This window comes from Sphingosinicella sp. BN140058 (assembly GCF_004135585.1).
GTDB lineage: Bacteria > Pseudomonadota > Alphaproteobacteria > Sphingomonadales > Sphingomonadaceae > Allosphingosinicella.
In genome coordinates, this window is sequence record NZ_CP035501.1 from 4,146,701 (window position 1) to 4,170,784 (window position 24,084).

Annotated in this window: 27 protein-coding genes and 1 pseudogene; 17 read left to right on the top strand and 11 right to left on the bottom strand. The window is 66.6% G+C overall.

What is annotated here, in order from left to right; genetic code table 11:
* Nucleotides 1–201 precede the first annotated feature (201 nt).
* The 4 genes from ETR14_RS18585 (at nucleotide 202) to ETR14_RS18600 (ending at nucleotide 3,585) form a co-directional block, all read left to right on the top strand.
* Entirely contained in the window at nucleotides 202–1,317 is a 1,116-nt protein-coding gene (locus ETR14_RS18585; RefSeq protein WP_129387343.1) for an acyl-CoA dehydrogenase family protein, read from the top strand.
* A 157-nt stretch (nucleotides 1,318–1,474) separates the two neighbouring features.
* Complete coding sequence (locus tag ETR14_RS18590) at nucleotides 1,475–2,641, top strand: acyl-CoA dehydrogenase family protein (RefSeq protein ID WP_129387346.1); 1,167 nt, start codon at nucleotides 1,475–1,477, stop codon at nucleotides 2,639–2,641.
* Between the two features lie 177 nt (nucleotides 2,642–2,818).
* On the top strand, nucleotides 2,819–3,046 hold the full coding sequence (locus ETR14_RS18595) for a hypothetical protein (RefSeq protein ID WP_129387348.1): 228 nt from the start codon (nucleotides 2,819–2,821) through the stop codon (nucleotides 3,044–3,046).
* 89 nt (nucleotides 3,047–3,135) lie between these two features.
* The gene (locus tag ETR14_RS18600; RefSeq protein WP_129387351.1) at nucleotides 3,136–3,585 is read left to right on the top strand and encodes an FKBP-type peptidyl-prolyl cis-trans isomerase; all 450 of its coding nucleotides are present in this window, start codon (nucleotides 3,136–3,138) and stop codon (nucleotides 3,583–3,585) included.
* Between the two features lie 10 nt (nucleotides 3,586–3,595).
* On the opposite strand, the gene ETR14_RS18605 is transcribed toward ETR14_RS18600, so the two are convergent.
* The 3 genes from ETR14_RS18605 to ETR14_RS18615 form a co-directional block, all read right to left on the bottom strand.
* Nucleotides 3,596–4,342 (bottom strand): molybdopterin-dependent oxidoreductase, encoded by a 747-nt coding sequence (locus ETR14_RS18605; RefSeq protein WP_129387354.1) that lies wholly within the window; start codon nucleotides 4,340–4,342, stop codon nucleotides 3,596–3,598.
* Nucleotides 4,339–5,199 (bottom strand): cytochrome b/b6 domain-containing protein, encoded by an 861-nt coding sequence (locus ETR14_RS18610; RefSeq protein WP_129387357.1) that lies wholly within the window; start codon nucleotides 5,197–5,199, stop codon nucleotides 4,339–4,341. Before ETR14_RS18610 ends, ETR14_RS18605 begins: the two co-directional genes overlap by 4 nt.
* A gap of 298 nt (nucleotides 5,200–5,497) precedes the next feature.
* The gene (locus ETR14_RS18615; RefSeq protein WP_129387359.1) at nucleotides 5,498–5,995 is read right to left on the bottom strand and encodes a hypothetical protein; all 498 of its coding nucleotides are present in this window, start codon (nucleotides 5,993–5,995) and stop codon (nucleotides 5,498–5,500) included.
* 97 nt (nucleotides 5,996–6,092) lie between these two features.
* Between ETR14_RS18615 and ETR14_RS28495 the strand changes: the two genes are divergently transcribed.
* Nucleotides 6,093–6,266 carry a hypothetical protein gene (locus ETR14_RS28495; RefSeq protein WP_165356520.1) on the top strand — a complete coding sequence of 58 codons (174 nt, stop codon included), beginning with the start codon at nucleotides 6,093–6,095 and terminating at the stop codon, nucleotides 6,264–6,266.
* A 59-nt stretch (nucleotides 6,267–6,325) separates the two neighbouring features.
* Here ETR14_RS28495 and ETR14_RS18620 read toward each other — a convergent pair whose 3' ends face one another.
* From ETR14_RS18620 to ETR14_RS18635, 4 genes are all read right to left on the bottom strand, one after another.
* Nucleotides 6,326–7,060, bottom strand: a complete 735-nt coding sequence (locus tag ETR14_RS18620) for a LuxR family transcriptional regulator (RefSeq protein WP_129387362.1) — start codon at nucleotides 7,058–7,060, stop codon at nucleotides 6,326–6,328.
* Between the two features lie 152 nt (nucleotides 7,061–7,212).
* Nucleotides 7,213–7,623, bottom strand: a complete 411-nt coding sequence (locus ETR14_RS18625) for a PaaI family thioesterase (RefSeq protein ID WP_129387365.1) — start codon at nucleotides 7,621–7,623, stop codon at nucleotides 7,213–7,215.
* A gap of 10 nt (nucleotides 7,624–7,633) precedes the next feature.
* Nucleotides 7,634–8,260 carry a TIGR04282 family arsenosugar biosynthesis glycosyltransferase gene (locus ETR14_RS18630; RefSeq protein ID WP_206185865.1) on the bottom strand — a complete coding sequence of 209 codons (627 nt, stop codon included), beginning with the start codon at nucleotides 8,258–8,260 and terminating at the stop codon, nucleotides 7,634–7,636.
* A complete protein-coding gene (locus ETR14_RS18635; RefSeq protein ID WP_129387369.1) occupies nucleotides 8,257–10,392 on the bottom strand; it encodes an FAD-dependent oxidoreductase in 2,136 nt (711 codons plus the stop codon). The genes ETR14_RS18630 and ETR14_RS18635 overlap by 4 nt, the downstream gene beginning before the upstream one ends.
* Nucleotides 10,393–10,484: 92 nt before the next feature.
* Here ETR14_RS18635 and ETR14_RS18640 point away from each other — a divergent pair, with 92 nt between their 5' ends.
* The 3 genes from ETR14_RS18640 to ETR14_RS18650 are packed head-to-tail and all read left to right on the top strand — an operon-like array spanning nucleotide 10,485 to nucleotide 12,601.
* Nucleotides 10,485–11,423: a radical SAM protein gene (locus tag ETR14_RS18640; RefSeq protein ID WP_243455580.1), complete on the top strand. Its 939-nt coding sequence runs from the start codon at nucleotides 10,485–10,487 to the stop codon at nucleotides 11,421–11,423.
* An 8-nt stretch (nucleotides 11,424–11,431) separates the two neighbouring features.
* Nucleotides 11,432–12,067, top strand: a complete 636-nt coding sequence (locus ETR14_RS18645) for a TIGR04283 family arsenosugar biosynthesis glycosyltransferase (RefSeq protein ID WP_206185866.1) — start codon at nucleotides 11,432–11,434, stop codon at nucleotides 12,065–12,067.
* A gap of 51 nt (nucleotides 12,068–12,118) precedes the next feature.
* Nucleotides 12,119–12,601: a GNAT family N-acetyltransferase gene (locus ETR14_RS18650; protein WP_129387371.1), complete on the top strand. Its 483-nt coding sequence runs from the start codon at nucleotides 12,119–12,121 to the stop codon at nucleotides 12,599–12,601.
* 22 nt (nucleotides 12,602–12,623) lie between these two features.
* Here the strand turns inward: ETR14_RS18650 and ETR14_RS18655 are convergent, their stop codons facing one another.
* The gene (locus ETR14_RS18655; protein ID WP_206185867.1) at nucleotides 12,624–13,643 is read right to left on the bottom strand and encodes a hypothetical protein; all 1,020 of its coding nucleotides are present in this window, start codon (nucleotides 13,641–13,643) and stop codon (nucleotides 12,624–12,626) included.
* 198 nt (nucleotides 13,644–13,841) lie between these two features.
* Here ETR14_RS18655 and ETR14_RS18660 point away from each other — a divergent pair, with 198 nt between their 5' ends.
* Both ETR14_RS18660 and ETR14_RS18665 read left to right on the top strand, forming a co-directional pair.
* Entirely contained in the window at nucleotides 13,842–14,483 is a 642-nt protein-coding gene (locus tag ETR14_RS18660) for a hypothetical protein (protein WP_129387374.1), read from the top strand.
* A 166-nt stretch (nucleotides 14,484–14,649) separates the two neighbouring features.
* Nucleotides 14,650–14,952 carry a UrcA family protein gene (locus ETR14_RS18665; protein ID WP_129387376.1) on the top strand — a complete coding sequence of 101 codons (303 nt, stop codon included), beginning with the start codon at nucleotides 14,650–14,652 and terminating at the stop codon, nucleotides 14,950–14,952.
* Nucleotides 14,953–14,969: 17 nt separating this feature from the next.
* On the opposite strand, the gene ETR14_RS18670 is transcribed toward ETR14_RS18665, so the two are convergent.
* A complete protein-coding gene (locus tag ETR14_RS18670; protein WP_129387378.1) occupies nucleotides 14,970–17,417 on the bottom strand; it encodes a DUF3772 domain-containing protein in 2,448 nt (815 codons plus the stop codon).
* A 63-nt stretch (nucleotides 17,418–17,480) separates the two neighbouring features.
* On the opposite strand from ETR14_RS18670, the gene ETR14_RS18675 reads away from it, so the two are divergent.
* The 5 genes and pseudogenes from ETR14_RS18675 to ETR14_RS18695 all read left to right on the top strand — a co-directional run bounded on the left by ETR14_RS18675 (nucleotide 17,481) and on the right by ETR14_RS18695 (nucleotide 21,415).
* Nucleotides 17,481–17,900, top strand: a complete 420-nt coding sequence (locus ETR14_RS18675; RefSeq protein ID WP_371416690.1) for a DUF423 domain-containing protein — start codon at nucleotides 17,481–17,483, stop codon at nucleotides 17,898–17,900.
* A 240-nt stretch (nucleotides 17,901–18,140) separates the two neighbouring features.
* Nucleotides 18,141–19,973 (top strand): translational GTPase TypA, encoded by a 1,833-nt coding sequence (gene typA, locus ETR14_RS18680; protein WP_129387380.1) that lies wholly within the window; start codon nucleotides 18,141–18,143, stop codon nucleotides 19,971–19,973.
* 64 nt (nucleotides 19,974–20,037) lie between these two features.
* Nucleotides 20,038–20,457: a DUF805 domain-containing protein gene (locus ETR14_RS18685; RefSeq protein ID WP_129387383.1), complete on the top strand. Its 420-nt coding sequence runs from the start codon at nucleotides 20,038–20,040 to the stop codon at nucleotides 20,455–20,457.
* Nucleotides 20,458–20,559: 102 nt separating this feature from the next.
* Nucleotides 20,560–20,871: pseudogene (locus tag ETR14_RS18690) on the top strand (translational GTPase TypA); the annotation flags it as partial.
* Nucleotides 20,872–21,013: 142 nt separating this feature from the next.
* Nucleotides 21,014–21,415 carry a DUF805 domain-containing protein gene (locus ETR14_RS18695; RefSeq protein WP_165356521.1) on the top strand — a complete coding sequence of 134 codons (402 nt, stop codon included), beginning with the start codon at nucleotides 21,014–21,016 and terminating at the stop codon, nucleotides 21,413–21,415.
* A gap of 19 nt (nucleotides 21,416–21,434) precedes the next feature.
* On the opposite strand, the gene ETR14_RS18700 is transcribed toward ETR14_RS18695, so the two are convergent.
* Nucleotides 21,435–21,839: an EVE domain-containing protein gene (locus ETR14_RS18700; protein ID WP_129387386.1), complete on the bottom strand. Its 405-nt coding sequence runs from the start codon at nucleotides 21,837–21,839 to the stop codon at nucleotides 21,435–21,437.
* Nucleotides 21,840–21,901: 62 nt separating this feature from the next.
* Between ETR14_RS18700 and ETR14_RS18705 the strand changes: the two genes are divergently transcribed.
* Together ETR14_RS18705 and ETR14_RS18710 are read left to right on the top strand one after the other, a co-directional pair.
* Nucleotides 21,902–22,420, top strand: a complete 519-nt coding sequence (locus tag ETR14_RS18705; protein WP_129387389.1) for a hypothetical protein — start codon at nucleotides 21,902–21,904, stop codon at nucleotides 22,418–22,420.
* Between the two features lie 242 nt (nucleotides 22,421–22,662).
* Nucleotides 22,663–23,451: a cell wall hydrolase gene (locus ETR14_RS18710; RefSeq protein ID WP_129387392.1), complete on the top strand. Its 789-nt coding sequence runs from the start codon at nucleotides 22,663–22,665 to the stop codon at nucleotides 23,449–23,451.
* A gap of 6 nt (nucleotides 23,452–23,457) precedes the next feature.
* On the opposite strand, the gene ETR14_RS18715 is transcribed toward ETR14_RS18710, so the two are convergent.
* Nucleotides 23,458–24,051, bottom strand: a complete 594-nt coding sequence (locus tag ETR14_RS18715) for an alpha-ketoglutarate-dependent dioxygenase AlkB (RefSeq protein WP_243455581.1) — start codon at nucleotides 24,049–24,051, stop codon at nucleotides 23,458–23,460.
* Between the last annotated feature and the right edge of the window lie 33 nt (nucleotides 24,052–24,084).

The following is a 24,084-nucleotide window of genomic DNA, read 5'->3' on the forward strand; positions in this document are numbered from 1 at the left end:
GCCTTTTCGGCGAGCTTAGGCTGAGCTGGGAGAGGTGACAGCTTCAGCGAATATCTTCTGCCGGTGTCACCCTCTCCAACTTCGCCTAGGCTCAGCTTCGCTTCGCCAAGGCTCCGTATCCTCTCTCCCGGGATCCCATCAAAGTGGTACTTTGACGGGGGCCCTCAAAGGGAGAGGGAGGTTTTCAAAAGGTTTCTTGGCATGCCACTCACCCTCACCGACGACCAGACCATGCTTCAGGACACCGCCCGGACCTTCATGGCCGAGGAAGGGGCGATCCAGAAGCAGTTGCGCAAATATCGCGACATGAACTGCAAGGATGGCTTCGGCCACGCTTTGTGGCGGCAGTTCGGCGAGATGGGCTTCACCGGAATCCTCGTCGATGAGGCGGATGGCGGGCTTGGGCTCGGCCATGTCGAGGCCGGCATCGTGTTGGAAGAGATCGGTCGCAACCTGACCCCGTCACCCTTTCTGATCACCGCGATCGGCGCCGTCGAGGCACTCCGCGGAACGCCGCACCGGGCGCGCTGGCTGCCGGGTATCCTCGCCGGCGAGACCGTAGCGGCGCTCGCTATCGACGAAAACGCCAAGCATCGGCCCGAGGCGATCGCGCTGCAGGCGGAGCGTGCCGGCAATGGCTTTCGGCTGACCGGCGCCAAACAATTCGTGGTTCAGGGCGCGTCGGCAGACCTGTTCATCGTCGCCGCCAGCGCGGAGGAGGGACTGACCCTGTTCGCCGTGGAAAAGGGCGCGGCCGGGCTCGACATCGAGGGCGTGCGCCTCGCGGACAGCAGCGTCGGCGCTCGGATCCGGTTCGAGGGCGTCGAGATCGATGCCGATGGGGTGATCGGCGATGTCGGCGGCGGCGCCGAGATGCTTGGCCGGATGCTCTCGGCAGTGCGCGTGGGAGTCGCCTCCGAACAGGTTGGCGTCGCCTCCGGCGCGATGACGATGACCGTCGACTATCTCAAACAGCGCAAGCAGTTCGGCAAGCTGATCGGCGAGTTCCAGGCGCTCCAGCATCGCGCCGCCCACCTCTATGCGGAGGTCGAGATCGCGCGCGCCGCCGCGCTCAAGGCGCAGCAATTGCTGGACGAGGGCAGCGACGAGGCGGAGCTGTTCGTGTCGGTCGCCAAGGCGAAGGCCGGCAGCGTCGCCACCCTCGCCGTGCAGGAGGGCGTGCAGATGCACGGCGGCATCGGCATGACCGACGAATATGACATCGGCCTCTACATGAAGCGGGATCGGGTGCTCGGCGAGTTGTTCGGCGATACCAACTATCACGCGGATCGGGTCGCGCGGCTCAGGGGATATTGAATCCCTCTTCCCTTCAGGGGAGAGGGTCGGGAGAGGGGAGTCTTCGTCCACACTGATCAGGTCGGATGGGAGGACACTCCCCCTCTCCCGGCCTCTCCCGTGGGATCCCATCAAAGTAGTACTTTGATGGGGGGCATGAAGGGGAGAGGAGAGAAGCATGCCGCTCGACACCGAGACATTCGACGCCCTTCTTGCCACCATCCGCCGCTATGTCGCCGAGCGGCTGCGGCCGCTCGAGGCGCACGTCGCCGAGACTGATGAGGTGCCGCCCGAGATCGTCCGGGAGATGCGGGAGATGGGGCTGTTCGGCCTCTCCATTCCCGACCGGTATGGCGGGCTTGGCCTCGACATGCGGGAAGAGGTTCGGATCGCGCTTGAATTCGGGCGGACCTCGCCGGCATTTCGCTCGGTGTTCGGCACCAATGTCGGCATCGGCAGCCAGGGGTTGGTGATGGCAGGCTCTGATGCGCAGAAGGCGGAATGGCTGCCGCGGATCGCAAGCGGCGAGGTGATCACCAGCTTCGCGCTGACCGAACCCGGCGCCGGCTCGGACAGTGCCTCGGTGTCTACCCGTGCCGTTCGGGACCCCGGATCGGGGGTCGGGGCAGGCGGGGACTCCTATCGCCTCTCCGGCACCAAGCGCTACATCACCAATGCCGACAAGGCCTCGCTGTTCACGGTGATGGCGCGCACCGGAGACGCCGGTGCCAAGGGCGTCTCCGCCTTTCTGGTGCCGACAGATCTGCCGGGGATCACCATCGGCCGCCCCGAGACCAAGATGGGTCAGCAGGGCGCCCACGTCTGCGACGTCCATTTCGACGACGTGCCCGTTCCCGCCGCCAATCGGCTCGGCGCGGAAGGGGAGGGGTTCGGGATCGCGATGCGCGTTCTCGACCGGGGCCGGTTGCATATCGCTGCGGTCTGCACCGGTATTGCCGAGCGGCTGGTGGCGGATTGCGTCGCCTACGCAACCGAGCGGCGCCAGTTCGGCAAGCCGATCGCCGACTTCCAGCTGATCCAGGCGATGATCGCCGACTCCAAGGTGGAGGCGATGGCGGCGCGGGCGCTGGTGCTGGAAACCGCGGCGCTGAAGGACACGGGCACGCCGATCACGCTGGAGGCGGCGGCGGCCAAATATTTCGCCAGCGAAGCGGTCGGCCGGGTCGCGGACCGCGCGGTGCAGATCTTCGGCGGCGCCGGCTATATCGCGGATTACGGGATCGAGCGGCTCTACCGCGACGTGCGCCTGTTCCGGATCTACGAGGGCACGAGCCAAATTCAGCAATTGGTGATCGCGCGCGAGACCCTGAAGCGCGGCGGCTAGCTTTCCGCGATGAGGGGCCTGTCACCGTTCTCGTGACGGGTTCGGAACAACCTTGATCTGTGTTGGTTAGCACCTTCGTCGCGTCACGCATTGCGGCACTGGCAGTTCAACTCCCCTGCCAAAGACGCCTCGGCACGCCGGGGCGTCTTGTTTTCCGGAGGGCCAGAAGGAGGATTCATGAAGACCATCGCTGTAGGGATCATCGCCGTCGGTTGCCTGGCACTCGGCGCATGCGACGTGGACCAGACCAAGGAAACCAAGCTTCCGGACGTCGACGTCAACGCGAGCGGCGGCCAATTGCCCGAGTTCAACGTCACCGGTCCGGAGGTCAATGTCGGCACCGAGAACAAGACGGTCGAGGTTCCGACGGTGGACGTCAAGGTCCCCGGCGAAAACGAGCAATAAGCTCGGCCTTGCGCTGACGCCGTGCGGCGGGCCGCGGGATCAGCCCGCGGCCTGCCCGGCAACAGGGCTGCCCTGGGCACGAAGGAGGCATGATGCGGTTTGGCATTCTCGCCTGCGCCGGGCTTTGTCTTTGGACCTTCCCCTTGGCCGCTGCCGATCCCGCTTCGATCCAGTTGCCCGGGCTGCAATATCAGGTGCTGGGTTCCGGATCAGGCGAGGGCGCGCATCCGACGCGCGCCGACGATGTGCGGATCCGATATGTCGGCAGGCTTGCCGACGGCCGCATCTTCAGCACCTCGGCCGAGGATGGCGCCGGCCTTTCGACCTTTCCCGTCAAGAGCGTCATTCCCGGCTTCAGCGCACTTGTGCGGCTGATGCGGCCGGGCGATCGCTGGCGTTTCCGCATCCCTGCCTATCTCGGCTACGGTCCGGAAGGAAAACGCTATGCGCCGGGCGATCCCAATCTGAAGCGCGACATCCCGCCGGACAGCGATCTCGTCTTCGACGTCGAACTCGTGTCGATCGCCCCGGCCCGCTGAGCCTTTGCGGTCAGATCCCCGCATACCATTCATAGTCGCCGCGATCTTCCCAGAAGCCGCCCTTGCCGCCGTGGATCGCGGCGAGCGACGCCACTGCCTCGATGCCGGTGACATATTTTGCATGCTTGTAGCCGAGTTGGCGCTCGACGCGCAGCCGCACCGGCGCGCCGTTGGCAATCGGCAGCAATTGGCCGTTCATCCCCCAGGCAAGGATCGTCTGCGGATGGAATGCGTCGATCAGGTCGATGCTCTCATAATAAGGGGCATCGCCGATCGTGTCGGCACAGTGAAAGACGAGGAAGCGGGCCAGATCGCGAAGCCCGGCCGCGTCGAGCACCGTCTTGAGCATCGTGCCGTGCCACTTGCCGATCGCGCTCCAGCCCTCGACGCAATCGTGCCGGGTGATCTGGGTGCGGATCGGCATCGCCCGTAGCGCGGCGACGGACAGCGAAAGCGGGCGTCGCACCAGGCCGGTGACCGTGATCCGCCAGTCGGTGAAGCCGCTGGCGGCATGTGCCCGATACGCCTCGCTGGCGGGCATGCTGGTGCCGTTCGATCGGAAGACCGGCGACATGTCGCTCGCGGTGAATTCGCGGGCGAGCGCGTGGCGGTCGGTGACCAGGCGCTGGGCGCGCATCGTCATCCCTTCGGCGGAGCGCAGCACATCGCGGAAGCGCGCGCTTTGGTCGAGACGGTCGCAGCCGGGCAGGAGCAGGCCGCCGGCGCCGACCGCGAGCAGGCGGCGGCGGGTGATCATCGGATATCCTCCCCACCGCGCGGCGTCGGCAGACGGTAGCGGCCGCTGATCATCCCGCGCACGCCGTTCAGCGGGCCGGCAAGCACCACCATGATCAGGTGGACGAGGATGAACAAAGCGATCAGGCCAGCGCACAGGAAGTGGATCGAACGCGCCGACTGTCGCCCGCCGAACAGATCGAGCAGCCATGGCCAGGCCGCGTCGAGCCCCGGCGACATCGTCCAGCCGGTCAGCACCAGCAGCGGCAGCAGCACGAAGATCACGCCGCCGTAGGAGAGCTTCTGCAGTACGTTGTAGCGCAACGCTGCAGCACCGGTGGGGAAACGGAGACGCGCGTGATCGGCAATATCGCGCCAGATGTGCCGCGGCGACAATTCGGCGGCGCTCGGCACGATGTCGCGCCGCAGGTGGCGATTGCGTAGGCCGGCCAGCCAGAAGACGAGAAGGCCGACTCCGAGCGGCCATGCAAAGGCGAGATGCCAGCGTCGCGCGGCGGCAAGACTGTAGCCGGAAGGAATGGTCGCCCAGCCGGGGAAGGCACGGCGGCGCACGATGCCGTCGCCGTCGGTCCACAGGCCGAGGAGACCGGTCGTCTCGGCCTGGAGCGCCCCGATCCGGATATAGCCGGTCGCGGCGGTCGCGCCGATCTCCAGCCAGGCGGCATCGGGATTGGCGCCATAACTGCCCCAATAGAGACGCGGATGCGCGTTGAAGATCATCAGCCCGCTCATCAGCATGACGAAGACGGTGACGGCGTTCGTCCAGTGCCAGATGCGGGTCGACAAGCGGTGGCGCCGGACCACGGACGAGGTGATGGCGGCCGCGTCGTCCTCCCTGGCCCCCTCCCGCTTGCGCATCGACGCCTCCAAATCTCCCGATGGCCAATCTAGGATGATCAGGCTCTCAGTGAAACACCGTTCGTCCTGAGCGACTTGGAGGATGATCGGTGTTTCGCGTGGGCAGGAAGAAGGGAGGGCTTCGACAATGATGGAAGACCGTTCGTCCTGAGCTTGTCGAAGGACCTTCCTTCCTTTCGAGGCCAGGAAGGACAGGGCTTCGACAGGCTCAGCCCGAACGGAAACTTGGGCCCCGAAGCCAGAAGCCGGAGCCGGGAGACGCATCCCGAGGCTCGAAGCCGGAACCCGCCAGGCCGGATCAGCCGGCCGCGCCGATCAGCGGATAGATCCCGCACAAGGCCCGCTCGACATGCTCCGTCCCGGCTTCGGTCAGCCGCAGATGGGCGCGGCGTCGGTCGTCGGGGTCGAGCGCGCGGGCGATGATTCCCACTTCCTCGAGCCGGCGGACGTGGCGAAGACCGGTTGACGGTGGTGCCGCCGCGGCAATCGACGCGCTGGTCACCGAGACCGGCTGTTCGAGCGTTTCAGCGATGTAGAGGTTGAGCAGGATGTCCCAGGCCGGATCGGCAAACAGATCGGCCGGAAAGGCGCGCTCGCGAAAGCGCCTGAAACGATAGAGCAGCAAGGCGACGCGGGCGAGGTCGCGCCGTCCGGATTCCGGCCGCAGAGCAGGGGCCCGAGCATCGGGATCGAGCGCGTCGGCGGCGCGCCGCAGGCCCGCCGGGCCATCCGCTATCAGTTCGTCGTAGGCCGCCTTGGACAGGGCAATCAGCGGCTCGTCATCCGTCCAGGGCATTTTCTTTCCCGTTCGATTGGTCCGGCAGATCCCGTCCTCGGGAGTCGTTTTCAGGCACCTTTTCGGCGTTCCAGTCCGTGTCGATGGTGGAGGTTGCGTGAAGGAGACCGCCGCGACCGCGAACCCCGACCAGATCATGCGCGGTAACACGGGCAACGTCGGGCCGAAGCTTTGCGGTCGTCGGGTCGCCGACGCCTGGTTCGGGAAGGTGAGTGTCGGGGCCGGCATGAACGAGGCGCAAGTCGGTCCTGCTCCCCTTTCCCCCGGGTAAAGTCCGTGATTTCAAGTTGGTCGTCTCTCCCCCCAAAGGGTCATCGCCGAAAAAACCGGTCAATCGCGGACCAGGTCGAAGAGGCTGATCTGGCCGTCGTGCAGAGCCCTGGTCACGAGCTCGATGCTCTTCGACACCTCGTAGACCTGGCGGGCCTCCTTGAGGTGACGCTTGACGGTCTCGTCCGAGATGCCGAGCCGCCGGGCGATCTCCCGCTCGGTCATCCCGCGTCCGACCATCACCGTGCATTGCAGCTGGCGATCGGTGAGGCGGGGCCTGGGGGGCTGCGCCGCCGGATGCCGACGCGCGTTGATCACCATCGTCCGCGCCGCCTGGAAGGCATAAGCGCCGACGAGCTGCGCCATGGCGAGATTGTGGACGGGCAAGGCGCGCCCGGTCCGTGTCGCGAACGTGCAAGAGCCCGCGGCTTCACCGGGAATGTGGGCCGGAACGGTATAGCCGTCGCCGATGCCGGCACGGTGGGTGTCCTCCATCAAGGCGCGATGTTCCATGGTCAGGGTGATCAGATCGGGCATCCGATCCCACGCGAATCCGACGATGCTGTGGCGGCTTGCAAGCAGAACCGGATCGTCCGCGACGATGTTGCGGCGAACATATTCCTCGATCCAAGCGGACGGATAATCGCTGATCGCGACCATCTCGCCCCGCTCCATATGGTCGAGGCCGGTGCGATAGGGCGCGAGATCGACATGATGCATGAGGGCAAAATGGTCGAAGCCCATCTGGCGCGCGACGTCGCCCAGCAGGGATTCAAGCGCTCGCGGTCCGCGCACCGCCCGGGACGCATCGATGAACTTTTGAATGTCGGCGAATTTGCTCAGACTTGCCTCCCACGACGGCTGATAAGCCTTTGTACAATCGCAGAAGGCAATAGCGAAGTCGACCAGACCAATTGCAAAAGGCAATGCGGCCGAACGGTGCCTGCTCAATCCTGGCGGGTGTTGGGCTCCGCGCGGCTCAGCAGCAGGTTCATCCGGGCCGCCGCGATCGGCCGGCCACGGTCCTGCTGCCAGGCATGCGCCTCGACATTGGCGACTCGCTTGCCGAGCCGGGTGATCACCGCGGCGGCGTAGGTCTCGGTATCGGTGCCGCCGCGCATGAAATCGACGCTGACGTTGATCGGCTTGGGCCGGACGCCGGTCTGCCCGGCCAACGCCTCGTAGAGAGTACCGAGAGCGGCAAATTCGAGCAGGCCGGCGATCGCGCCGCCGTGCAGGAAACCCGGTCGCCCGATGACCTGATCCCGGAACGGCATCACCCAGAGCAGGCCGCCATCGTCGTCGCGGCGGGTGCTGAGGCCGAGCAGTTCGGCATAAGGCGGCAAAGCAAGGGTCATCGACGGCGGGTTAGCGGGCGGTGTCGGCGCCCGCAATCGCCGTCACCGGGCGCAGCTCCGGCGGGAGCGCACCCAGATCGTCCGGCTCGTCTATGTCGCGGAGCGTGTCCCGCACCTCGAGGCTCCAGCCGAGCGCTTCGACCCGCGCGATCGTCTGGCGCGCGACCTGGTCGCTGCTCCACGCAATGTCCTCGAACAGGGAGGAGTGGAAGCGGCGCAGCCCGAGCAGCACGTAGCCGCCGTCTTCGGCGGGATGGATCACCGCATCGACTGCCTCGAGCGCGGCGGCCGCGGCGCGCAGATGCGCGGCATCGAGCCCAGGGCAGTCGGCACCGATCAGCAGGGCGGCCTGGCCGCGTTCGATCGTGCGGCTTGCGGCATGAGCCAGGCGTTGGCCGAGATCGCCGTCCCCTTGCACCGAGAGGGAGATGCCGAACGAGAGCGGCCCCCAGCACGCCGGATCCGGATCGCCGCAGAGTTCGACCGCAATCCCGCTGGCTCGCGCGGCGGAGAGGGTGCGGGAGAGCATGCGCCGCGCCAGCCGGGCAGCACCGTCCGCGCCGAGGGTTGGTATGAGCCGCGTCTTCACCCGTCCGGCGACCGGCGCCTTGGCGAAGAGAAGTATCCGGGCGTTCACCCGCGGCGCCGGCGGTGCCAGCGTTCGGCGAGCGCCAGCGCCCATTCCGGCTTGTGCGCCTTCTTCCACTCGCCGGCGGCATATTTGTTGGCTTCGGCCATCGTCGGATATGCATGGATGGTAGCGAGGATCTTGTTGAGTCCGAGGCCGTGGCGCATCGCCAGCACGATCTCGGCCAAGGTCTCCCCGGCATTGGCGCCGACGATGGTCGCGCCGAGGATACGATCCTTGCCGGGTTGCACCAGCAACTTGACGAAGCCATCGCGCGCACCGTCGGATACGGCGCGGTCGAGGTGGGACAGATCGTAGCGGTGGGTCTCGTAGGCCACACCGGCCTCGGCGGCGGACTGCTCGTTGTGGCCGACGTGAGCGACTTCCGGATCGGTATAGGTGACCCAGGGCAGCACGGAAACGTCGAGCTTGAAGCGGCGGACGCTGCCGAACAGTGCGTTGACCGCAGCATACCAGGCGTGGTGCGCGGCGAGGTGGGTGAACTGCATGGTGTTGGTGACGTCGCCGACCGCATAGATGTTGGGGAAGCGTGTTTCGAGCCACGGATTGACCAGGGGGCGGGCGTCGATATCGACGCCGAGTTCTTCGAGTCCGTAGCCGGTCAGGCGGGCGCGGCGGCCGACCGCGACGATCAGTTCGTCGAACTCCAGCCGCACTTCCGCGCCGCCGCATTCGGCAACCAGCACCTTGTCTTCGACGCGGACGGCCTTGCAGCCGGTGCGGATGTCGACCCCGTCGGCGCGGAGCCGGTCCTCCACCAAGGTGGAAACTTCGGGATCCTCCTTGGATAGCAAGCGCGGGCCATGCTCGATCTGGACGACCTGAGCGCCCAGCCGGGCGAAGGCCTGGGCGAGCTCGGTGCCGATCGGACCGCCGCCGAGGATGAGGATGCGCCGCGGAACGTCGTCGCGCCCGCGCAGCCGCTCCCACATCGTGTCGCTGGTGAGATAGCCCGAAGCGGCGAGGCCCGGCAGATCGGGAACGAACGGCGTCCCGCCCGCGGCGATCACGATCGCGCGGGCCGTAAGCCGTTCGCCGCCGTCGATCTCGACCGTCCAGGGATCGATGATGCGGGCGTGACCCTGGCGGACGTCGACGCCCAGGCCGCTATAGCGTTCGACGCTGTCCGCCGGCGCGATGATCCGGATCGCTTCATGGACCCGCTCGATGACGGCGCGGAAATCGATCCGCACGTCCGAGGCGTGCACACCGAAGCGGCCGCCGTCGCGGGCGGCGTGGGCGACCTTGGCACTGGCGATCAGCGCCTTGGACGGAACGCAGCCGGTATTGAGGCAGTCGCCCCCCATCTCGCCGGCCTCGATCAGGGTCACTTTGGCACGCACGGTCGCGCCGATCAGGCTGGTGACCAGCCCGCCCGCGCCCGCGCCGATCACGATCAGGTTGCGATCGAAGCGCTTCGGCTTCGTCCAGCCCTTGTAGACGCGGCGCTTGCGCAGCCAGCCGACGATGCCTTTGGCGAGCAGCGGAAACAGGCTGAGCAGCACGAAGGCGCCGAGAAGTCCGCCCGAGAGGATGTCGCCGCTGCTCTCGATCCGGCCGATCTGGGTACCGGCATTGACGTAGACGAACGTGCCGGGAAGCATTCCGATCTGGCTGACCAGCCAATAGGTCAGCAGTCGCATGCCGGTGAGGCCCATGCCCAGGTTGATCAGGAAGAAGGGGATCGCCGGGTTGAGGCGCAGCGTCAGCAGATAGAAGATCCCGTCCTGATCGATGCCCTCGTCGATCGCGCGCAGCCTGGCGCCGAACCGCCGGGTCACCCAGTCCCGCAGCAGATAGCGGGCGCCGAGGAAGGACAGGGAAGCGCCGAGCGCCGAGGCGAAGGAGGCAAGGAACAGACCTTCCCACAGACCGAACAGGGCGCCGGCCGCCAGCGTCAGGATGGCGGCGCCCGGCAGAGACAGGGCGGTAACCGCGACGTAGAGCAGGAAGAAGGCGGCGGCGGCGGCGAGCGGCTGCGCTGCGATCAAAGCCTGGATGGCCTCGCGGCTGTCCTTGAGCCTGGCCAGGGTCAGCCAGTCGCGCAGCGGCGACAGGAAAAAGGCGACCGCGAGTGCGACGACCAGCAGCAAGACGATCAATCTGCCGTACCGCTTCATTCTTGACCTTCCCGCCCGTGCACCGGAGGCTTAACAGGGCAGGTGGCCTCATACCATCCCACCCAAAGGAGGGGGACATCGCCACCAGGATCGTGCCCGCGCCGTCACCCTTCGCCGATCCGGCCGTGCGCCCGCTCGATCCGGCCAAGTTCCGGGACCCGCTCGTCACCGCCAAGGGCGATCGCCGCGCTTCGGTGATGCTGCGCCGGCTCGACACTTTGTGGCTGAATACCGGCACCCTGTGTAACCTCGCCTGCACCAGCTGCTATATCGAAAGCAGCCCGCGCAACGACGCGCTCGTCTACCTGAGCCTCGCAGAAGCCGAAGCCTATCTGGACGAGGCGGCGGCGCTCGGCACGCGGGAGATCGGCTTCACCGGTGGCGAGCCGTTCATGAATCCCGACATCGTGCCGATGATCGAGGCGGCGCTTGCGCGCGGTTTCGAAGTGCTGGTTCTGACCAACGCGATGCGGCCGATGCGGCGCTTCGAGGCTGCGCTGCAGCCGCTTGCCGGCCGGGCGCTGACGATGCGGGTCAGCCTCGATCACCATAGCCGGAGCGTACACGAGGCGGAGCGGGGCGCCGGCACGTGGGCCAAGGCGCTGGACGGCCTGCGCTGGCTCTCGGACGGCGGCTTCCGCCTTGCCGTGGCCGGGCGGAGCCTGCCGGGCGAGCCCGAAAGCGAGGCGCGCGCCGGCTATCAGCGCCTGTTCGACGGCCTTGGCCTGCGGATCGATGCCGGGCTGGTCCTGTTCCCGCCGATGGACGCAGCCGCCGACGTGCCGGAAATCACCGAGGCCTGCTGGGGCATTCTCCATCTCTCGCCCGATGCGCTGATGTGCGCATCGAGCCGGATGGTGGTGAAGCCGCGCGGGGCCGACCGGCCGCATGTCGTGGCCTGCACCCTGCTCCCCTACGATCCGCAATTCGCGCTCGGCGAGACGCTGGCCGAAGCGTCGCGGAGGGTCATGCTCAACCATCCGCATTGCGCCAAATTCTGCGTACTCGGGGGCGCGAGCTGTTCCGGCTGAGCGTGGTCGTGCCGACGCTCGATGCGGCGCAGACCTTGCCGGCCTGCCTCGCCGCGCTCGGCGCGGTCGACCAGTTGATCGTCGTGGATGGCGGCTCCAGGGACGAAACTCGGGCGATCGCGGCGGGGGCCGGCGCGGAGATCGTCGCTGCTCCGCGGGGCAGGGGTGTTCAGCTTCGTGCCGGCGCCGGCGCCGCGACCGGCGACTGGCTCTTGTTTCTGCATGCGGACACGGTCGTCGCGAGCGGCTGGCGCATTGCTGTGGAGGATCACGTCGCCACCCGTCCCGATCGGCCCGCATGCCTGCGGTTCCGCCTCGATGATCCAGCCTGGCAGGCGCGCGTGATCGAGCGCGGCGTAGCGCTGCGCGTGCGGCTGCTCGGTCTTCCCTATGGCGATCAGGGGCTGCTGGTCTCGCGCACTCTCTACGACGCTGCGGGCGGCTATCGTCCGCTGCCGCTGCTGGAGGATGTCGATCTTCTCCAGCGGCTGCCGCGGCCGATCCCGCTCGCCGCCGATGCGATCACTTCCGCCGTTCGATGGCGCCGCGACGGCTGGCTGCGCCGATCGGCTCGCAACCTCTCGATTCTCGCCTTGTGGCGGCTCGGCCTCAGCCCGGATGCAGCAGCCAGACTCTACCGCTAGAAGCTGCGGCGCGCCGTTGTGCCGCTCGGCGGGGCAGCCTAATCCGGAGCCATGGACATCAGGATGGCCGAGCCGCGCGATGCCGAAGCCATCGCAGCGATCATCATGCCGACGATCCGCGCGGGCGAGACCTATGCGCTCGATCCGGCGATGACCGAGGCCGACGCGCTCGCTTACTGGTGTGCTGCGGACAAGGAGACGTTCGTCGCCGAGGAGAGCGGCGTCAGCCTCGGCACCTATTACCTTCGATCAAATCAGGCAGGCGGCGGCGGCCACGTCTGCAATTGCGGCTACATGACCGCGGCTGCGGCGACCGGCCGGGGCGTCGCCCGGCGAATGGCCGAGCATTCGCTGGAACGGGCGCGTGCTAGGGGCTTCCGAGCGATGCAGTTCAACTTCGTCGTCAGCACCAACGATCGCGCAGTGCGGCTGTGGCAGTCGCTCGGCTTCGACATCGTCGGCCGCCTGCCGGAGGCATTCCGACACCCGGCCCATGGTTTCGTCGACGCGCTGGTCATGTATCGGGCTCTGTGAGTGCGTCGCGCGAGAAACGGGATCACGCTCCCGAACGGCCCGCATAGTCCTCGATGAGTCGCAGCTCGAAGGGATCGGGCTCCGAAAAGCTGACGAACACCACGTCGAGGTCGTGCTGGGCAAATAGCCCGACAGCCCGCACGATCGCGTGGTCGATCCATGATGCCGCGTTCCCGAACGCGCCACCGCCGAGGCGCGTGAGCAGCACGCGGTTGGACCCGCCCTCGGCAGCCATGCGGGCCGCGGCGTGCAGTGTCGCCTCATAGGCCGCTTCCAGGACGAGAGTGGCAAGCGGCCGCCAGAGCGCCGGCTGCAAGCCCGAATAACTGACTGGCATTGCCGAACAGAAGGCCTGCGAGACTCGGGGGCCGGGCTGAACGTCGGTGACTTCGACATCCTCGTGCAGTCCGATCTTCAAGCACGCGCGGAGCTCGTCGAGCGCGTTGGGATCGGCATGGGTCAACCATTCCGAAATACGCTGCAAGTCGCTGTCGCTCGGCAGCGCATAGCCGTTCTCCATAGACCAAGGTGGAGCGCCCGCAGTGTCGATGTCTTCAGCAAGCCTGCGCTCGAATTGATCGAGGGCATTCAGCTGTCGGTTCCGCGTCTGCCCGGTCTGACCGCCAACCGGGACGAGGTAGTTGCGGTAGATCGTCGCAGCGCCGGCCGCCATAGCGCAGGCCGGTCCCTGAGTGTGATCCCATCGATACCGGGTGACGCCGTCCTCCGGACTTATTTCGGGGCCGGTCATCTCGAGAAGATTGAACTGGGATGCGACCTGGAACAGCGCCCCGGCATTGTTTGGATCGGCGTGCATCCGCCGCACGTCGCCAGAGCAGGTGCTGAGCCGCAGGCGGCCCTTGCTCCGACGCGCCGCGGAAGCGGCGCGCAGTTCGCCGAGGCTCGGCATGCTCAAGAAGCCTGCCCCATAGGTGCGGCCATTGATCTGTGAGCGTAGGTATCCGTCTGCCGCCTCGAGCCGACGTTGCGTCTCGGAATAGGGCATTTCAGCGAATCCCGTCAGGCGCTCGAACCAGTCCATCCCTGCTCCCCGATTTCGACCGCCTCTCGGCTCGTGCCTCTGCTTACGCGATCTCGGCTCTTCTGATCGGTTTTTCCGCACTCGCTGAGCGACATTGTTCGTTTTCCTGACGACGGCTTCGGCGCATAGCTTCGTCTCGGGAGAGGAGCATCGTGCGATGCTCCAAGGTGCTTCGAGCAGCAATAACGAGGCGGCAAGATGGTCAAGAAGACCTTCATCGAGACCGGCGAGGGCGTGTTCCTGCGCAGCGCAGACGTGGTCGACCTTGCTGGACGAATGACGCCGCGTGAGACCGCAATAACCTTCCAGGTCGACGACTGGCTGATCGTCGAAGGCACCGGGGCACCGATCGGCCAATCCAGCAAGGCTTATTATCCGGTGCCGAACCGCCCGCCGACCAGCGTGCTCCGGTGCCGGCTTCGAAATTCCCGGCGACGCCTCCACGCGCTTCGCGCCGAGGGCGAGCATGCGATCGCGGCCGATCTCGAGCTCGACATCCAGGCGACTCAGGACGGCACCAGCAGCGGTGCCGTCAGCCACCGTCCGCCAGCCGAGGACGCAGGCTCCGAGCAGGGCTCCGGCGAACGGCTGTGCGGCCGGCTTCTGATCAGCCAGGACCGGTTCCAGTTCATCGTCGATCGCCTGAAGCAGCCGGGCGCGCGGTTGAGGCTGATGTTGAAGCTGCCGCTCTACAAGAGCGCGGTCGCGCATGCTGTCGAGTTGGAGAACATGCCGCAGGATCTCTACCTCCGGCATGGCGAGACGGTGCCGCTCACCGGCTACGCAATCGACGTTCTGTTCGGGCCGATGCGCAGCCCGGACGAAGAGGATCCCGATTAAAGCGGCGTGCGTCCGTCGATCCAGGCCGCCCGTTCGTCGGACGCGTGCGCCGTTTGCAGCGCCGATCGCGTCAGATGTCGCAAGGGGCGTGCGCTGAAGCATACGAGACTGCGATGGTCCGCAAGACGCGCGGCATTTGGTCGCGTGCCGACGTCAGGATCACAAAATGTTCAAGCTTGTCTCCCTGCTCGCGATCGGGCTGGCGTCTCCGGCGCTGGCGGCCGAGACGCCCTCGGCCGCCATTCGGATCGGCGACCTCGATCTGGCGACACCCGCCGGCCTTGCCGCCTTCGACGCCCGGGTTCGCGCCGCCGCGGGCCGGATGTGCGGCGCGCCGCCGCCGATGGACCACCCCACCTTCTGGGCCGTGACCGATTGCCAAAGCGCCGTCCGTCGCTCGGCCGATGCGGGGGTGGCGAAGCTGCTGGCGCGGCGCGGCCTTTCCGATACGCTCTGGGCAAGGCGCTGAACGGCGCCCGATCCGGCTCAGCCGGAGGCGCCGACCGGCGGCGGATCCTTGTCCTCGTCGCGGAGGGTGCCGCGTTCGGGGTGGCGTGAATCGACGAATTCCACGCGCTGCGGAATGGTGCCGACCTCGATCCCTTCGGCGCGAAAGCGGGCGAGCAGAGCGAACAGGATCGCGCTGCGCGCGGGATAGGCGTCGCGTGGGCTGCCGACATGGGCGAAGCAGTTGAACGCAATTCGGCCGTCCGCCACCGCGTCGATGAAGATCGCCGGCGCGGGATCGGCGAGCACCGTCGGCTCGGCCTCGAACGCCTCGGCAACGAGCTGCCGCACCCGATCGGCATCGCTGTCGATGGGCACGGAGAACTGGATCTGGATCCGCCCGAGCGGGCTCGCCAGTGTCTTGTTGATCACCGACTTGGTGATCAGTTCGGAATTGGGCACGATCAGCGTCGAGTGATCGGCGAGCGCGATTTCGGTCGACCTCACGCTGATTCGTTTGACGTCGCCCTCGTCGGTGCCGACCCGGATCCAGTCGCCAATCTTGATCGGCCGCTCTGCCAACAGGATCAGTCCGGAAACGAAATTCGAGGTGATTGCTTGCAGGCCGAAGCCGATGCCTACCGACAGCGCCGAGAGCAGAAGGGCGATACGCTCGACGCCGATGCCCAACGAGGCGAGTGCCCAGATCGCGGCCAAAGCGATGCCGACATAACGCGCGACAAGACTCACCGAATTGCGGCCGCTGCCGTCGAGATCGGTCGCGGGCAGATAGCGGGCGTCAAGCCAATGCATGAACGCGCGCACGAGGCCGAGGCCGATGAACAGCACGATCAGTCCGCGCAGGATCGCGCCTGGAGAAATGGCGACGCCGCCGAGCTCGAAACCCTGGGCGAGGAGGCCTAGCCGGCCGAACAGGGTCTCGACGCCGGTGCCGGCGCCGAACGGGGTCAGCAGCAGGCCGAGGGCGACGAGGGCGAGCGCCAGCCGCAGCGTTCCCGACAGCAGCACGCCGAACTGGTCGATCGCACTGGGGCGGATGCCCAGGCCTCGGGTGAGCGCAAGCCCAACCGGGCTGCCGCGCACGAAAAGGGTGGTGGCGATGTCGTCGATCGCGGTCATCAGCAGGTAGACGGCGGAGCCGAGCACGATCGTCCAGGCGATGATCTGGACGATGAACAAGCCGAAGCCGATGAAGCCGGCGAACAGGCCGATCAGCGCCAGCGCGAGCAGCAGCCACAGCAACAGCGTAATGGCGCCGAGACCCGCGCGGCCCGGCGCATTCTCCTCGTCGTCGGCACGGGCTGCCCGCAACCTTCCAATGGCGAGCAGAGCGCCGCCGATCACCAGCAGGTGCAGCAAGGTCTCGGCCGCCTGGAGCGCGGCATTGGCCGCGTGGCTGGCACCGACCGCCTCGTTGAACGCCTCGAGCAGGATGCTGAAGAAGGCGAGACCGGCGAGCAGCCACGAGAAGGGCCGCAACCGTCCGGCGACTGCGTCGCTGATCGGGGCCAGCCGCCACGAGGCCTGATTGCGCATCAACACCGCGCCGAGAGTCGATGCGGTGAACCCAGCGAAGGTCGCGGCGATGGTGAGCGCGTCGAGCAGTTCGTTCCAGCGAGCCGGGGTGAGGTTCGCCCAGCGCAGCCCCTGGATGAAGCACAGCGTGGCGAGCAACGGTGCGAGGGTCCCGATCAGCACGCGCGCAAGCGCGGCGACCGACCGGCGGACCCGGTGGCCGGGCGCGCCTTCGACGAGCAGCCTTCGACTCAATCTGTGGGCGGACATCCGTCCCGGCAACAGGATCAGCAAAGCGGCGACCGTCGCCAGCAGGGCCTGCCAAGGCAGGGCGGTCGACCTCGGTTCGGGATTCGCGGCCACGAACCCGGCCACACGCCGGAAATCGCGCGGAAAGGCGGCGACCAACGCTTTCCAGAAGCCGGGCGAGAGCGGCGAGGCGGCCCGCGCGGAGATGTTGCGGTTGAACTGCTCTGCCTGGCTCTGGTCGACCTCGTCGATCAGCTGCTGCGCTTCCAGCCCCAGAAGCTTGCCGCGTTTGACCGCCGAATCGAGAGTCGCGCGTTGTTGGCCGAGGCTCGCGCGCTGGGCGCGAATGTCCGCGGCCTCCGCCGTTCCCGGCGGCACCGGCCCAAGCTCCGTGATCTTCGCTTCGACGAGGGCAAGCTGCTCCTGAAGCCCGGCGGTTGCTTCACCGGCCGCATCGCGCGCGCCGACCGCCTGGCCGCGGACGAGCTGACGCTGCTTCTCGTCGATTCTTCCGTCGAGCGCGCGGTCGATCGCGTGAATGTCGTTCTCGATCTTCTGCAGATCGGCGTTGAGTTCGGCGATGGGACGCTGCTGGGCCAAGGCGATGCCTGCGCCGAATAGCAAGAGAGCGATCGCACCGAGCAGGCTCAGCCGCTTTCGTGCCGCCGGAGCAGGGCTGCGGCCCAGCAGGCCAGAGATCATGAACTGGGCTCCATTCATCGCGGCTCCATAGCCAAGCGCCCAGAGCAAGGCGACCCCCGGGGCTTGGCCAAGGCAGCGCGGCTGGCCTATGTCCGAGTGGTGACCGACGGGAATCGATTCAGGACGATCGCGCTCCTCGGCGCCTTGCTTGCCGGGCTCGGCGTCGCGCTCGGCGCGTTCGGCGCGCATGGGCTTCGGTCCGTGCTCGATGTCGAGGCGCTGAGCTGGTGGCAGACCGGCGTGCAATACCAGATGTGGCATGCGATCGCCTTGCTTGCGATCGCCGCCTTCCGGTCGGTGCGCACCGGGCTACCGGCGGGCCTGATTGCGGCCGGTACCCTGATCTTTGCCGGTTCGCTCTACGCCATGGCGCTGACGGGAGCACGTTGGCTGGGTGCGGTGACTCCGATTGGGGGGCTGCTGATGATCGCCGGCTGGTGCCTGCTCGCGTGGCGGCTCGCCAATCCGCCGCCCCGCGAATAGCCTATTGCCCTTGCGATCCGGCAACAGCTCCCCATCTCTCCCGGTGTTGCCCTAGACCAAGATCGTTTCAGGCCGATCAAGCCTGAAACGTGAATGTTGGTCTGAACCAATTGATAGGGCATGATTCACGCCAGCGGTGGAAGCCCGCCGGGCTTCCACCGCTGGCGATCATGCCCTAGTCACGCCGCATTGTCGTGTGTATAGGCGCGCGAAATCCCTATCCTGACAGGACCTATTCTAATGAGCCTCCGCAACGTGGCGATCATTGCGCACGTCGATCACGGCAAGACCACGCTGGTCGACCAGCTGTTCCGCCAGTCCGGCACCTTCCGTGACAATCAGCGTGTCGAAGAGCGCGCGATGGACTCGAACGATCTCGAGAAGGAGCGGGGGATCACCATTCTCGCCAAGTGCACCTCGGTCGAGTGGACCGCGGCCGATGGCGAAGCTGCCCGGATCAACATTGTCGATACGCCCGGCCACGCCGATTTCGGCGCCGAGGTGGAGCGGATCCTGTCGATGGTCGACGGCGTCATCCTGCTCGTCGATGCCGCCGAAGGGCCGATGCCGCAGACCAAGTTCGTCACCGGGAAGGCGCTCGGCCTCGGCCTCAAGCCGATCGTCGTGGTCAACAAGATCGATCGCCCCGATGCGCGCCCGGCGGAAGTGCTCGACGAATGTTTTGAATTGTTCCTGAGCCTCGACGCCAATGACGAGCAGCTCGATTTTCCGGTCCTCTACGCGTCCGGCCGCGCCGGCTATGCCGGCCTCACCGACGACGTCCGCTCGGGCGATCTCAAGCCGCTGTTCCAGAAGATCGTCGATCACGTTCCCGATCCGGGCCTCGACAAGAATGGCGACTTCCGGATGCTCGCCACGTTGCTCGATCGCGATCCGTTCCTCGGCCGCATCCTCACCGGCCGCATCGAAAGCGGCAAGCTTGACGTCAACATGCCGATCAGCGCGATCGACATCGACGGCAAGCCGGTCGAGGCGGGCCGCGCCACCAAGGTGTTCGCCTTCCGCGGCCTCGAGCGGGTTCCGGTCGAGCATGCGGAGGCCGGCGACATCGTCGCGATTGCGGGCCTCACCAAGGCGACCGTGTCAAACACCATCGCAGCGCCGGGGGTGACCACGCCGGTCGCCTCGCGGCCGATCGATCCGCCGACCCTGGCGATGAGCTTCGCGGTCAATGACAGCCCTTATGCCGGCAAGGATGGCGACAAGGTGCAGAGCCGCGTCATTCGCGATCGGCTCGAGCGCGAAGCCGAAACCAACGTCGCGATCCGGGTCACCACCGCGCATGACAATGACGCCTTCGAAGTCGCCGGCCGCGGCGAGCTTCAGTTGGGGGTCCTCATCGAGACGATGCGCCGCGAAGGCTTCGAGCTGTCGATCAGCCGTCCGCGCGTGCTGTTCCGCGACGGCCCCAGCGGCCGCGAAGAGCCGTACGAGACGGTCGTCGTCGATGTCGACGACGAGCATTCGGGCACGGTCGTCGAGAAGATGGCGCTGCGCAAGGCCGAGATGACCGACATGCGTCCCTCGGGCGGCGGCAAGACCCGGCTGACTTTCTCGGCCCCGTCGCGTGGCCTGATCGGCTATCACGGCGAGTTCCTGTCCGACACCCGCGGTACCGGCATCATGAACCGGCTGTTCGAGAAATACGGTCCGTACAAGGGCCCGATCACCGGCCGCCAGAACGGCGTGCTGATCTCGATGGAGCAGGGCGAGGCGGTTCCCTATGCGCTCAACATGCTCGAGGAGCGCGGCATCCTGTTCATCGCGCCCGGCGAGAAGCTCTACGAGGGCATGATCATCGGCGAGAATGCGAAACCGCAGGATCTCGAGGTCAACCCGCTGAAATCCAAGCAGCTGACCAACTTCCGCGCCTCCGGCAAGGACGAGGGCATCCGCCTGACTCCGCCGCGGCGGATGACGCTGGAGCAGGCGATCGCCTACATCCAGGACGACGAGCTGGTCGAGGTCACGCCGAAGTCGATCCGCCTGCGCAAGCGCCACCTCGACCCGCACGAGCGCAAGCGCCAGTCGCGCAAGTCCGAGGCGGCCTGATCGCCGCCACTGGATTTTAACGGAAAGTGGATTAGCCTCTCTCCTTCAGGAGGGGGGCTTTTTCATGCCGAACATCTTGCTGCGCCCGTGGCGCCGCGCGATCGATTTCAGAGGACGTGCGACGCGCACGGAATATTGGCTGTTCGTGGTCCAGCTGATCGTGGTGTTCTTTCTATGGTCGTTCCTGGTAGGCGCGGTGAGTGCACTCTTCGACTCGCCGGTGCTCGCCGGTCTGCTGGGCATGGTAAGCATGCTCTACCTGCTCTTCGTCTTCGTGGCGTCGCTTGCCGCGGCGGTGCGGAGGCTGCACGATCACGACAAGACGGGATGGCTGTACCTGATCACGTTGGTGCCGCTGGTCGGCTGGATTTTTTATCTGATCATGATGCTGACGCCCGGGACGCGAGGCGAGAACAGCTATGGCTACGATCCACGCGAGGGCGATCGCCCGACGGCGGACGAGATGGTCCAGGTTTTCTCCTGAGCGGCGACTCCCGAATCCGGCTTCAGCACCCATGTGGATAATCGTCAGATACTCCTCGTCGTGTATCGGCGATACCGAGAGGCGGGACTGGCGGAGCATTTCGAAGCGGGCGGCATTCTGGTCAGCGCTCCCGGCGAGAAGCTCTATGAGGGCATGATCATCGGCGAGCATGCCAAGCCCCAGGATCTCGAGGTCAACCCGCTGAAGTCCAAGCAGCTGACCAACTTCCGCGCCTCCGGCAAGGACGAGGGCATCCGCCTGACTCCGCCGCGGCGGATGACGCTGGAGCAGGCGATCGCCTACATCCAGGACGACGAGCTGGTCGAGGTCACGCCGAAGTCGATCCGCCTGCGCAAGCGCCACCTCGACCCGCACGAGCGCAAGCGCCAGTCGCGCAAGTCCGAAGCCGCGTAACCGGATCCCGCACTTTCCGTCGCGGAGGTGTTCGAACAGGCGCGAGACTGCTCCACCGCAGTCTCGCGCCTGTTGCCGTTTGGACTGGCGGAAAATGGGTGGGCTGCGCTATGCCGCGCCGGATCATCAAGGGGGATCCAACATGTCCGATTATGTCGTGGGGCCGTGGCGGCGCGCGCTCGATTTCAAGGGACGCTCGACGCGTACCGAATATTGGCTCTTCCAGTTGCAGATGCCGATCGTTCTCGGTGTGGGCTTCGCGATCGGTGCCCTCGTCGGCACCGAGTGGGTGGCCTACGTCCTGGGGGGCTTGCTGCTGCTGGCCTTCATCCCCTGGTTCATCACCTCGCTGGCGATCGGCGTGCGCAGGTTGCACGATCACGACAAGAGCGGCTGGTGGCTGTTGATCGGCCTCATCCCCTACATCGGCGGTGTCATTCAGCTGGTACTGATGTTGCTGCCCGGCGATCAGGGCGAGAACCGCTACGGTCACAATCCCCGTTACGGCGATACTGCTGATCAGATGACGCGCGTCTTCTCCTGATCTGCACGCGCGGCGGCACTCACGCTTCCGCGCCCATGTTTATGATGGTCAGATATTCGTCGTCGCGCACCGGAGAGACCGACAGGCGGGACTGGCGGAGCATCTCGAGGCCGGCGAGCCGCTTCTCGGCCTTGATGGCGCTGAGCGGCACCGGCACCGCGAGCGCGCGGACCGGCTCGACGGCGACCGACACCCAGGCGCCGTCGTCTCCGTCGGGCCGGCCTTCGCGAACGATGCGCATGATGCCGACGACCGCCTTGTCGCCGCCGCTATGGTAGAAGAGAGCGAGATCCCCCACCGTCATCGCCCTCAGATGAAGGCGTGCGGCGGCATTGCGCACGCCGTTCCACTCGGTGCCGCCGTCGCGGACCAGATCGTCCCAGCTGTAGCTTGCCGGTTCCGATTTCATCAGCCAGTGGGCCATCGCATCATCCTCCCTGTCAGGGCAAAGTAGATTTTTCCGGCGGCGCGCGCCACAAGGGGGCGATGCGGCGCGCGCTAATTCTTGTTTTCATCCTCGCCGGCTGCGGGCAGCCGGTGCGCGACGAGCCGCCGGCCAACACCCTGCAGGCCGCCGAGCCGACCGGGACTGCGCCCGAAGTCGCGGCGCCGCTTCCGGTGCGGATCGGTGAACTGGGTGCCAATTTCGATGCTTGCTCTTCGGTCGGCATCACGCGCCGGCTGGAGAACGAGGCCGCTCTCACGATGCGTGCGGCGCCCTTCGATTATGCGGCGGAGATCGGCACCGTCCCGGCGGGCGCCCGCTTCTTCGTCTGCTCGCGCTCGCTCGATCAGAAGTGGCTCGGCATCGTCCTTCACGAGAGCGGCACCCTCAGCGCCGCTTGCGGCGTGTCGGAGCCGGTATCGCGCAAGCGCGCTTATGATGGCCCTTGCCGATCCGGCTGGGTGGCCAGCGCCGGCGTTCGTTCCATCGCCGGTACGGAGTCTCCAGTGACGCCGAATCGCTCCACCAAGGCGGAGAACTCCATTAAGACGGCGCTTTGAAAGCCATCAAGGCGCCGAAAGTTCCACGCCATGAGAGATTTTTTTCGGCGCGTCCTTCGGGCCGCACGACTCGTCGTGGAGTCCGGACAAGCCCTGTTGAACCCCCGAGCGCCCTCGGCCATGTCCTGATCAACAAAGACGAGCGGATCATCCAGGAGTAAGGGTGATTTCGCGAGACGGGGGCGATCGGGGGTGCAGATTTCGCACCAGGGGATCAGCTGGCCGCATAGTTTTGGAAGCACATGAATCGACCGACTCGGGCCGTGGCCGTTGCCGCGACCTCCACTGCATTTGCCGTGGCGCTCAGCTTTACTGCTCCGGCCCAAGCCGAGAATGTTCGTTATTCGATCGTCAGCCCCACGCTGGACCAGGCAAGCGGGACCTCCGCACTCACCTCGTCTCTGCAAAGCCCACTGCTCGATCCGGCTGCAAGGGTGCACCGGGACGCGGGCGCACCGGCTCTCGCCGGTAACGGAGCCAACGAGGTCGTGCTCGATCGCATACAGGTGCCGGTGCAGATGCCGGCAGCGGCGGTAACTGAGAAAAAGAGTTTCTTCGGCAATTTGTGGACCAAGGCGACCGCGTTGCTCGGCTTCGGCGGGCAGGCGGCGGCGCCGACTCTCGACCAGCTCGTCGTCGCTTATTCCGGTGAGCAGACGGAAACGCCCGAGCAGGATTGCCTCGCCAAGGCCGTCTATTTCGAAGCGCGGGGCGAATCCCTCGAAGGTCAGCTCGCGGTCGCCCAGGTGGTGATCAATCGCGCGGCGTCCGGTCGCTATCCCGCCTCCTTGTGCGGCGTCGTGACCCAGCCGCGGCAATTTTCGTTCATCAATCGGGGCAAGTTCCCGACCCCGGACATGAGCTCGGATGCCTGGCGCAAGGCGGTTGCGGTGTCGCGGGTCGCCCAGGAGAAGCTCGCTGGCACCCTCGCGCCCGACGTGCTCTGGTACCACGCCAGCTACGTCAATCCGGGCTGGGGTAAGCGCCTCCGTCGCAGTGCCCAGATCGGCCTGCACGTTTTCTACTCCTGAGCTGTCTCAGCGTCGTGTTGTACCGGCGCGCAGCGTCCTGAACGTGATCGAATAGCGCAGCGCCTCCAGAACCGGAATGCTGTGCTCCCACTCGTTGCGCGCCGGGCCGCGCAACAGGTAGGCCGAGCGCGGCGCAGCGACGAGGTTGGCGCGTTCCCAGCGCTCGCCCGCCTTGCGCCGGAATCGCAGCCGCGCCGGTGCGCAGAGCGAGATGCCGAGGACGTCGCCGAACACCGGCCTGTCCCTGTGCCAGCCGATGCCGGCACCCGGCGCATATTCGATGATCAGGGCGTGGACGAGGGCGGTTCCCTCAAGCCCCGCGAAGGCAGCCGCGCGATCGCGCACCGGGATCAGCCAGTCGGGCATCGGCGCGGTCTCGCTGAGGCCGCTGCCGTCGAAGCCGTAATGCCAGCCGAACGAAACGGTGCGGCGGTTGCCGAGATAATTCTGGAACTCGAAGGCGCGGAACGGCAGCGTTGCCATGCGCTCGGCGAGCGAGCGTTCCTCGGCCTCGCCGATCAGCGCCTCTCGATAGACGAGGCCTTCGGGCATGACGGGCCCCGGCGGCCCGCCGAACAGGCTCAGCTGGTTTGCCGTCATTGCGTATGCTTCCTCAGCAATTTCTTCATCCTT

What these genes read in the sequence shown, in the direction of transcription:
- typA (WP_129387380.1), top strand. Translation starts at nt 18,141, where the DNA reads ATGAGCCTCCGCAACGTGGCGATCATTGCGCACGTCGATCACGGCAAG.
- ETR14_RS18710 (WP_129387392.1), top strand. Translation starts at nt 22,663, where the DNA reads ATGAATCGACCGACTCGGGCCGTGGCCGTTGCCGCGACCTCCACTGCA.
- ETR14_RS18695 (WP_165356521.1), top strand. Translation starts at nt 21,014, where the DNA reads ATGTCCGATTATGTCGTGGGGCCGTGGCGGCGCGCGCTCGATTTCAAG.
- ETR14_RS18610 (WP_129387357.1), bottom strand. Translation starts at nt 5,199, where the DNA reads ATGCGCAAGCGGGAGGGGGCCAGGGAGGACGACGCGGCCGCCATCACC.
- ETR14_RS18625 (WP_129387365.1), bottom strand. Translation starts at nt 7,623, where the DNA reads ATGACCCTTGCTTTGCCGCCTTATGCCGAACTGCTCGGCCTCAGCACC.
- ETR14_RS18650 (WP_129387371.1), top strand. Translation starts at nt 12,119, where the DNA reads ATGGACATCAGGATGGCCGAGCCGCGCGATGCCGAAGCCATCGCAGCG.
- ETR14_RS18605 (WP_129387354.1), bottom strand. Translation starts at nt 4,342, where the DNA reads ATGATCACCCGCCGCCGCCTGCTCGCGGTCGGCGCCGGCGGCCTGCTC.
- ETR14_RS18590 (WP_129387346.1), top strand. Translation starts at nt 1,475, where the DNA reads ATGCCGCTCGACACCGAGACATTCGACGCCCTTCTTGCCACCATCCGC.
- ETR14_RS18685 (WP_129387383.1), top strand. Translation starts at nt 20,038, where the DNA reads ATGCCGAACATCTTGCTGCGCCCGTGGCGCCGCGCGATCGATTTCAGA.
- ETR14_RS18700 (WP_129387386.1), bottom strand. Translation starts at nt 21,839, where the DNA reads ATGGCCCACTGGCTGATGAAATCGGAACCGGCAAGCTACAGCTGGGAC.
- ETR14_RS18615 (WP_129387359.1), bottom strand. Translation starts at nt 5,995, where the DNA reads ATGCCCTGGACGGATGACGAGCCGCTGATTGCCCTGTCCAAGGCGGCC.
- ETR14_RS18600 (WP_129387351.1), top strand. Translation starts at nt 3,136, where the DNA reads ATGATGCGGTTTGGCATTCTCGCCTGCGCCGGGCTTTGTCTTTGGACC.
- ETR14_RS18705 (WP_129387389.1), top strand. Translation starts at nt 21,902, where the DNA reads ATGCGGCGCGCGCTAATTCTTGTTTTCATCCTCGCCGGCTGCGGGCAG.
- ETR14_RS18585 (WP_129387343.1), top strand. Translation starts at nt 202, where the DNA reads ATGCCACTCACCCTCACCGACGACCAGACCATGCTTCAGGACACCGCC.
- ETR14_RS18655 (WP_206185867.1), bottom strand. Translation starts at nt 13,643, where the DNA reads ATGGACTGGTTCGAGCGCCTGACGGGATTCGCTGAAATGCCCTATTCC.
- ETR14_RS18670 (WP_129387378.1), bottom strand. Translation starts at nt 17,417, where the DNA reads ATGATCTCTGGCCTGCTGGGCCGCAGCCCTGCTCCGGCGGCACGAAAG.
- ETR14_RS18660 (WP_129387374.1), top strand. Translation starts at nt 13,842, where the DNA reads ATGGTCAAGAAGACCTTCATCGAGACCGGCGAGGGCGTGTTCCTGCGC.
- ETR14_RS18595 (WP_129387348.1), top strand. Translation starts at nt 2,819, where the DNA reads ATGAAGACCATCGCTGTAGGGATCATCGCCGTCGGTTGCCTGGCACTC.
- ETR14_RS18665 (WP_129387376.1), top strand. Translation starts at nt 14,650, where the DNA reads ATGTTCAAGCTTGTCTCCCTGCTCGCGATCGGGCTGGCGTCTCCGGCG.
- ETR14_RS18635 (WP_129387369.1), bottom strand. Translation starts at nt 10,392, where the DNA reads ATGAAGCGGTACGGCAGATTGATCGTCTTGCTGCTGGTCGTCGCACTC.
- ETR14_RS18715 (WP_243455581.1), bottom strand. Translation starts at nt 24,051, where the DNA reads ATGACGGCAAACCAGCTGAGCCTGTTCGGCGGGCCGCCGGGGCCCGTC.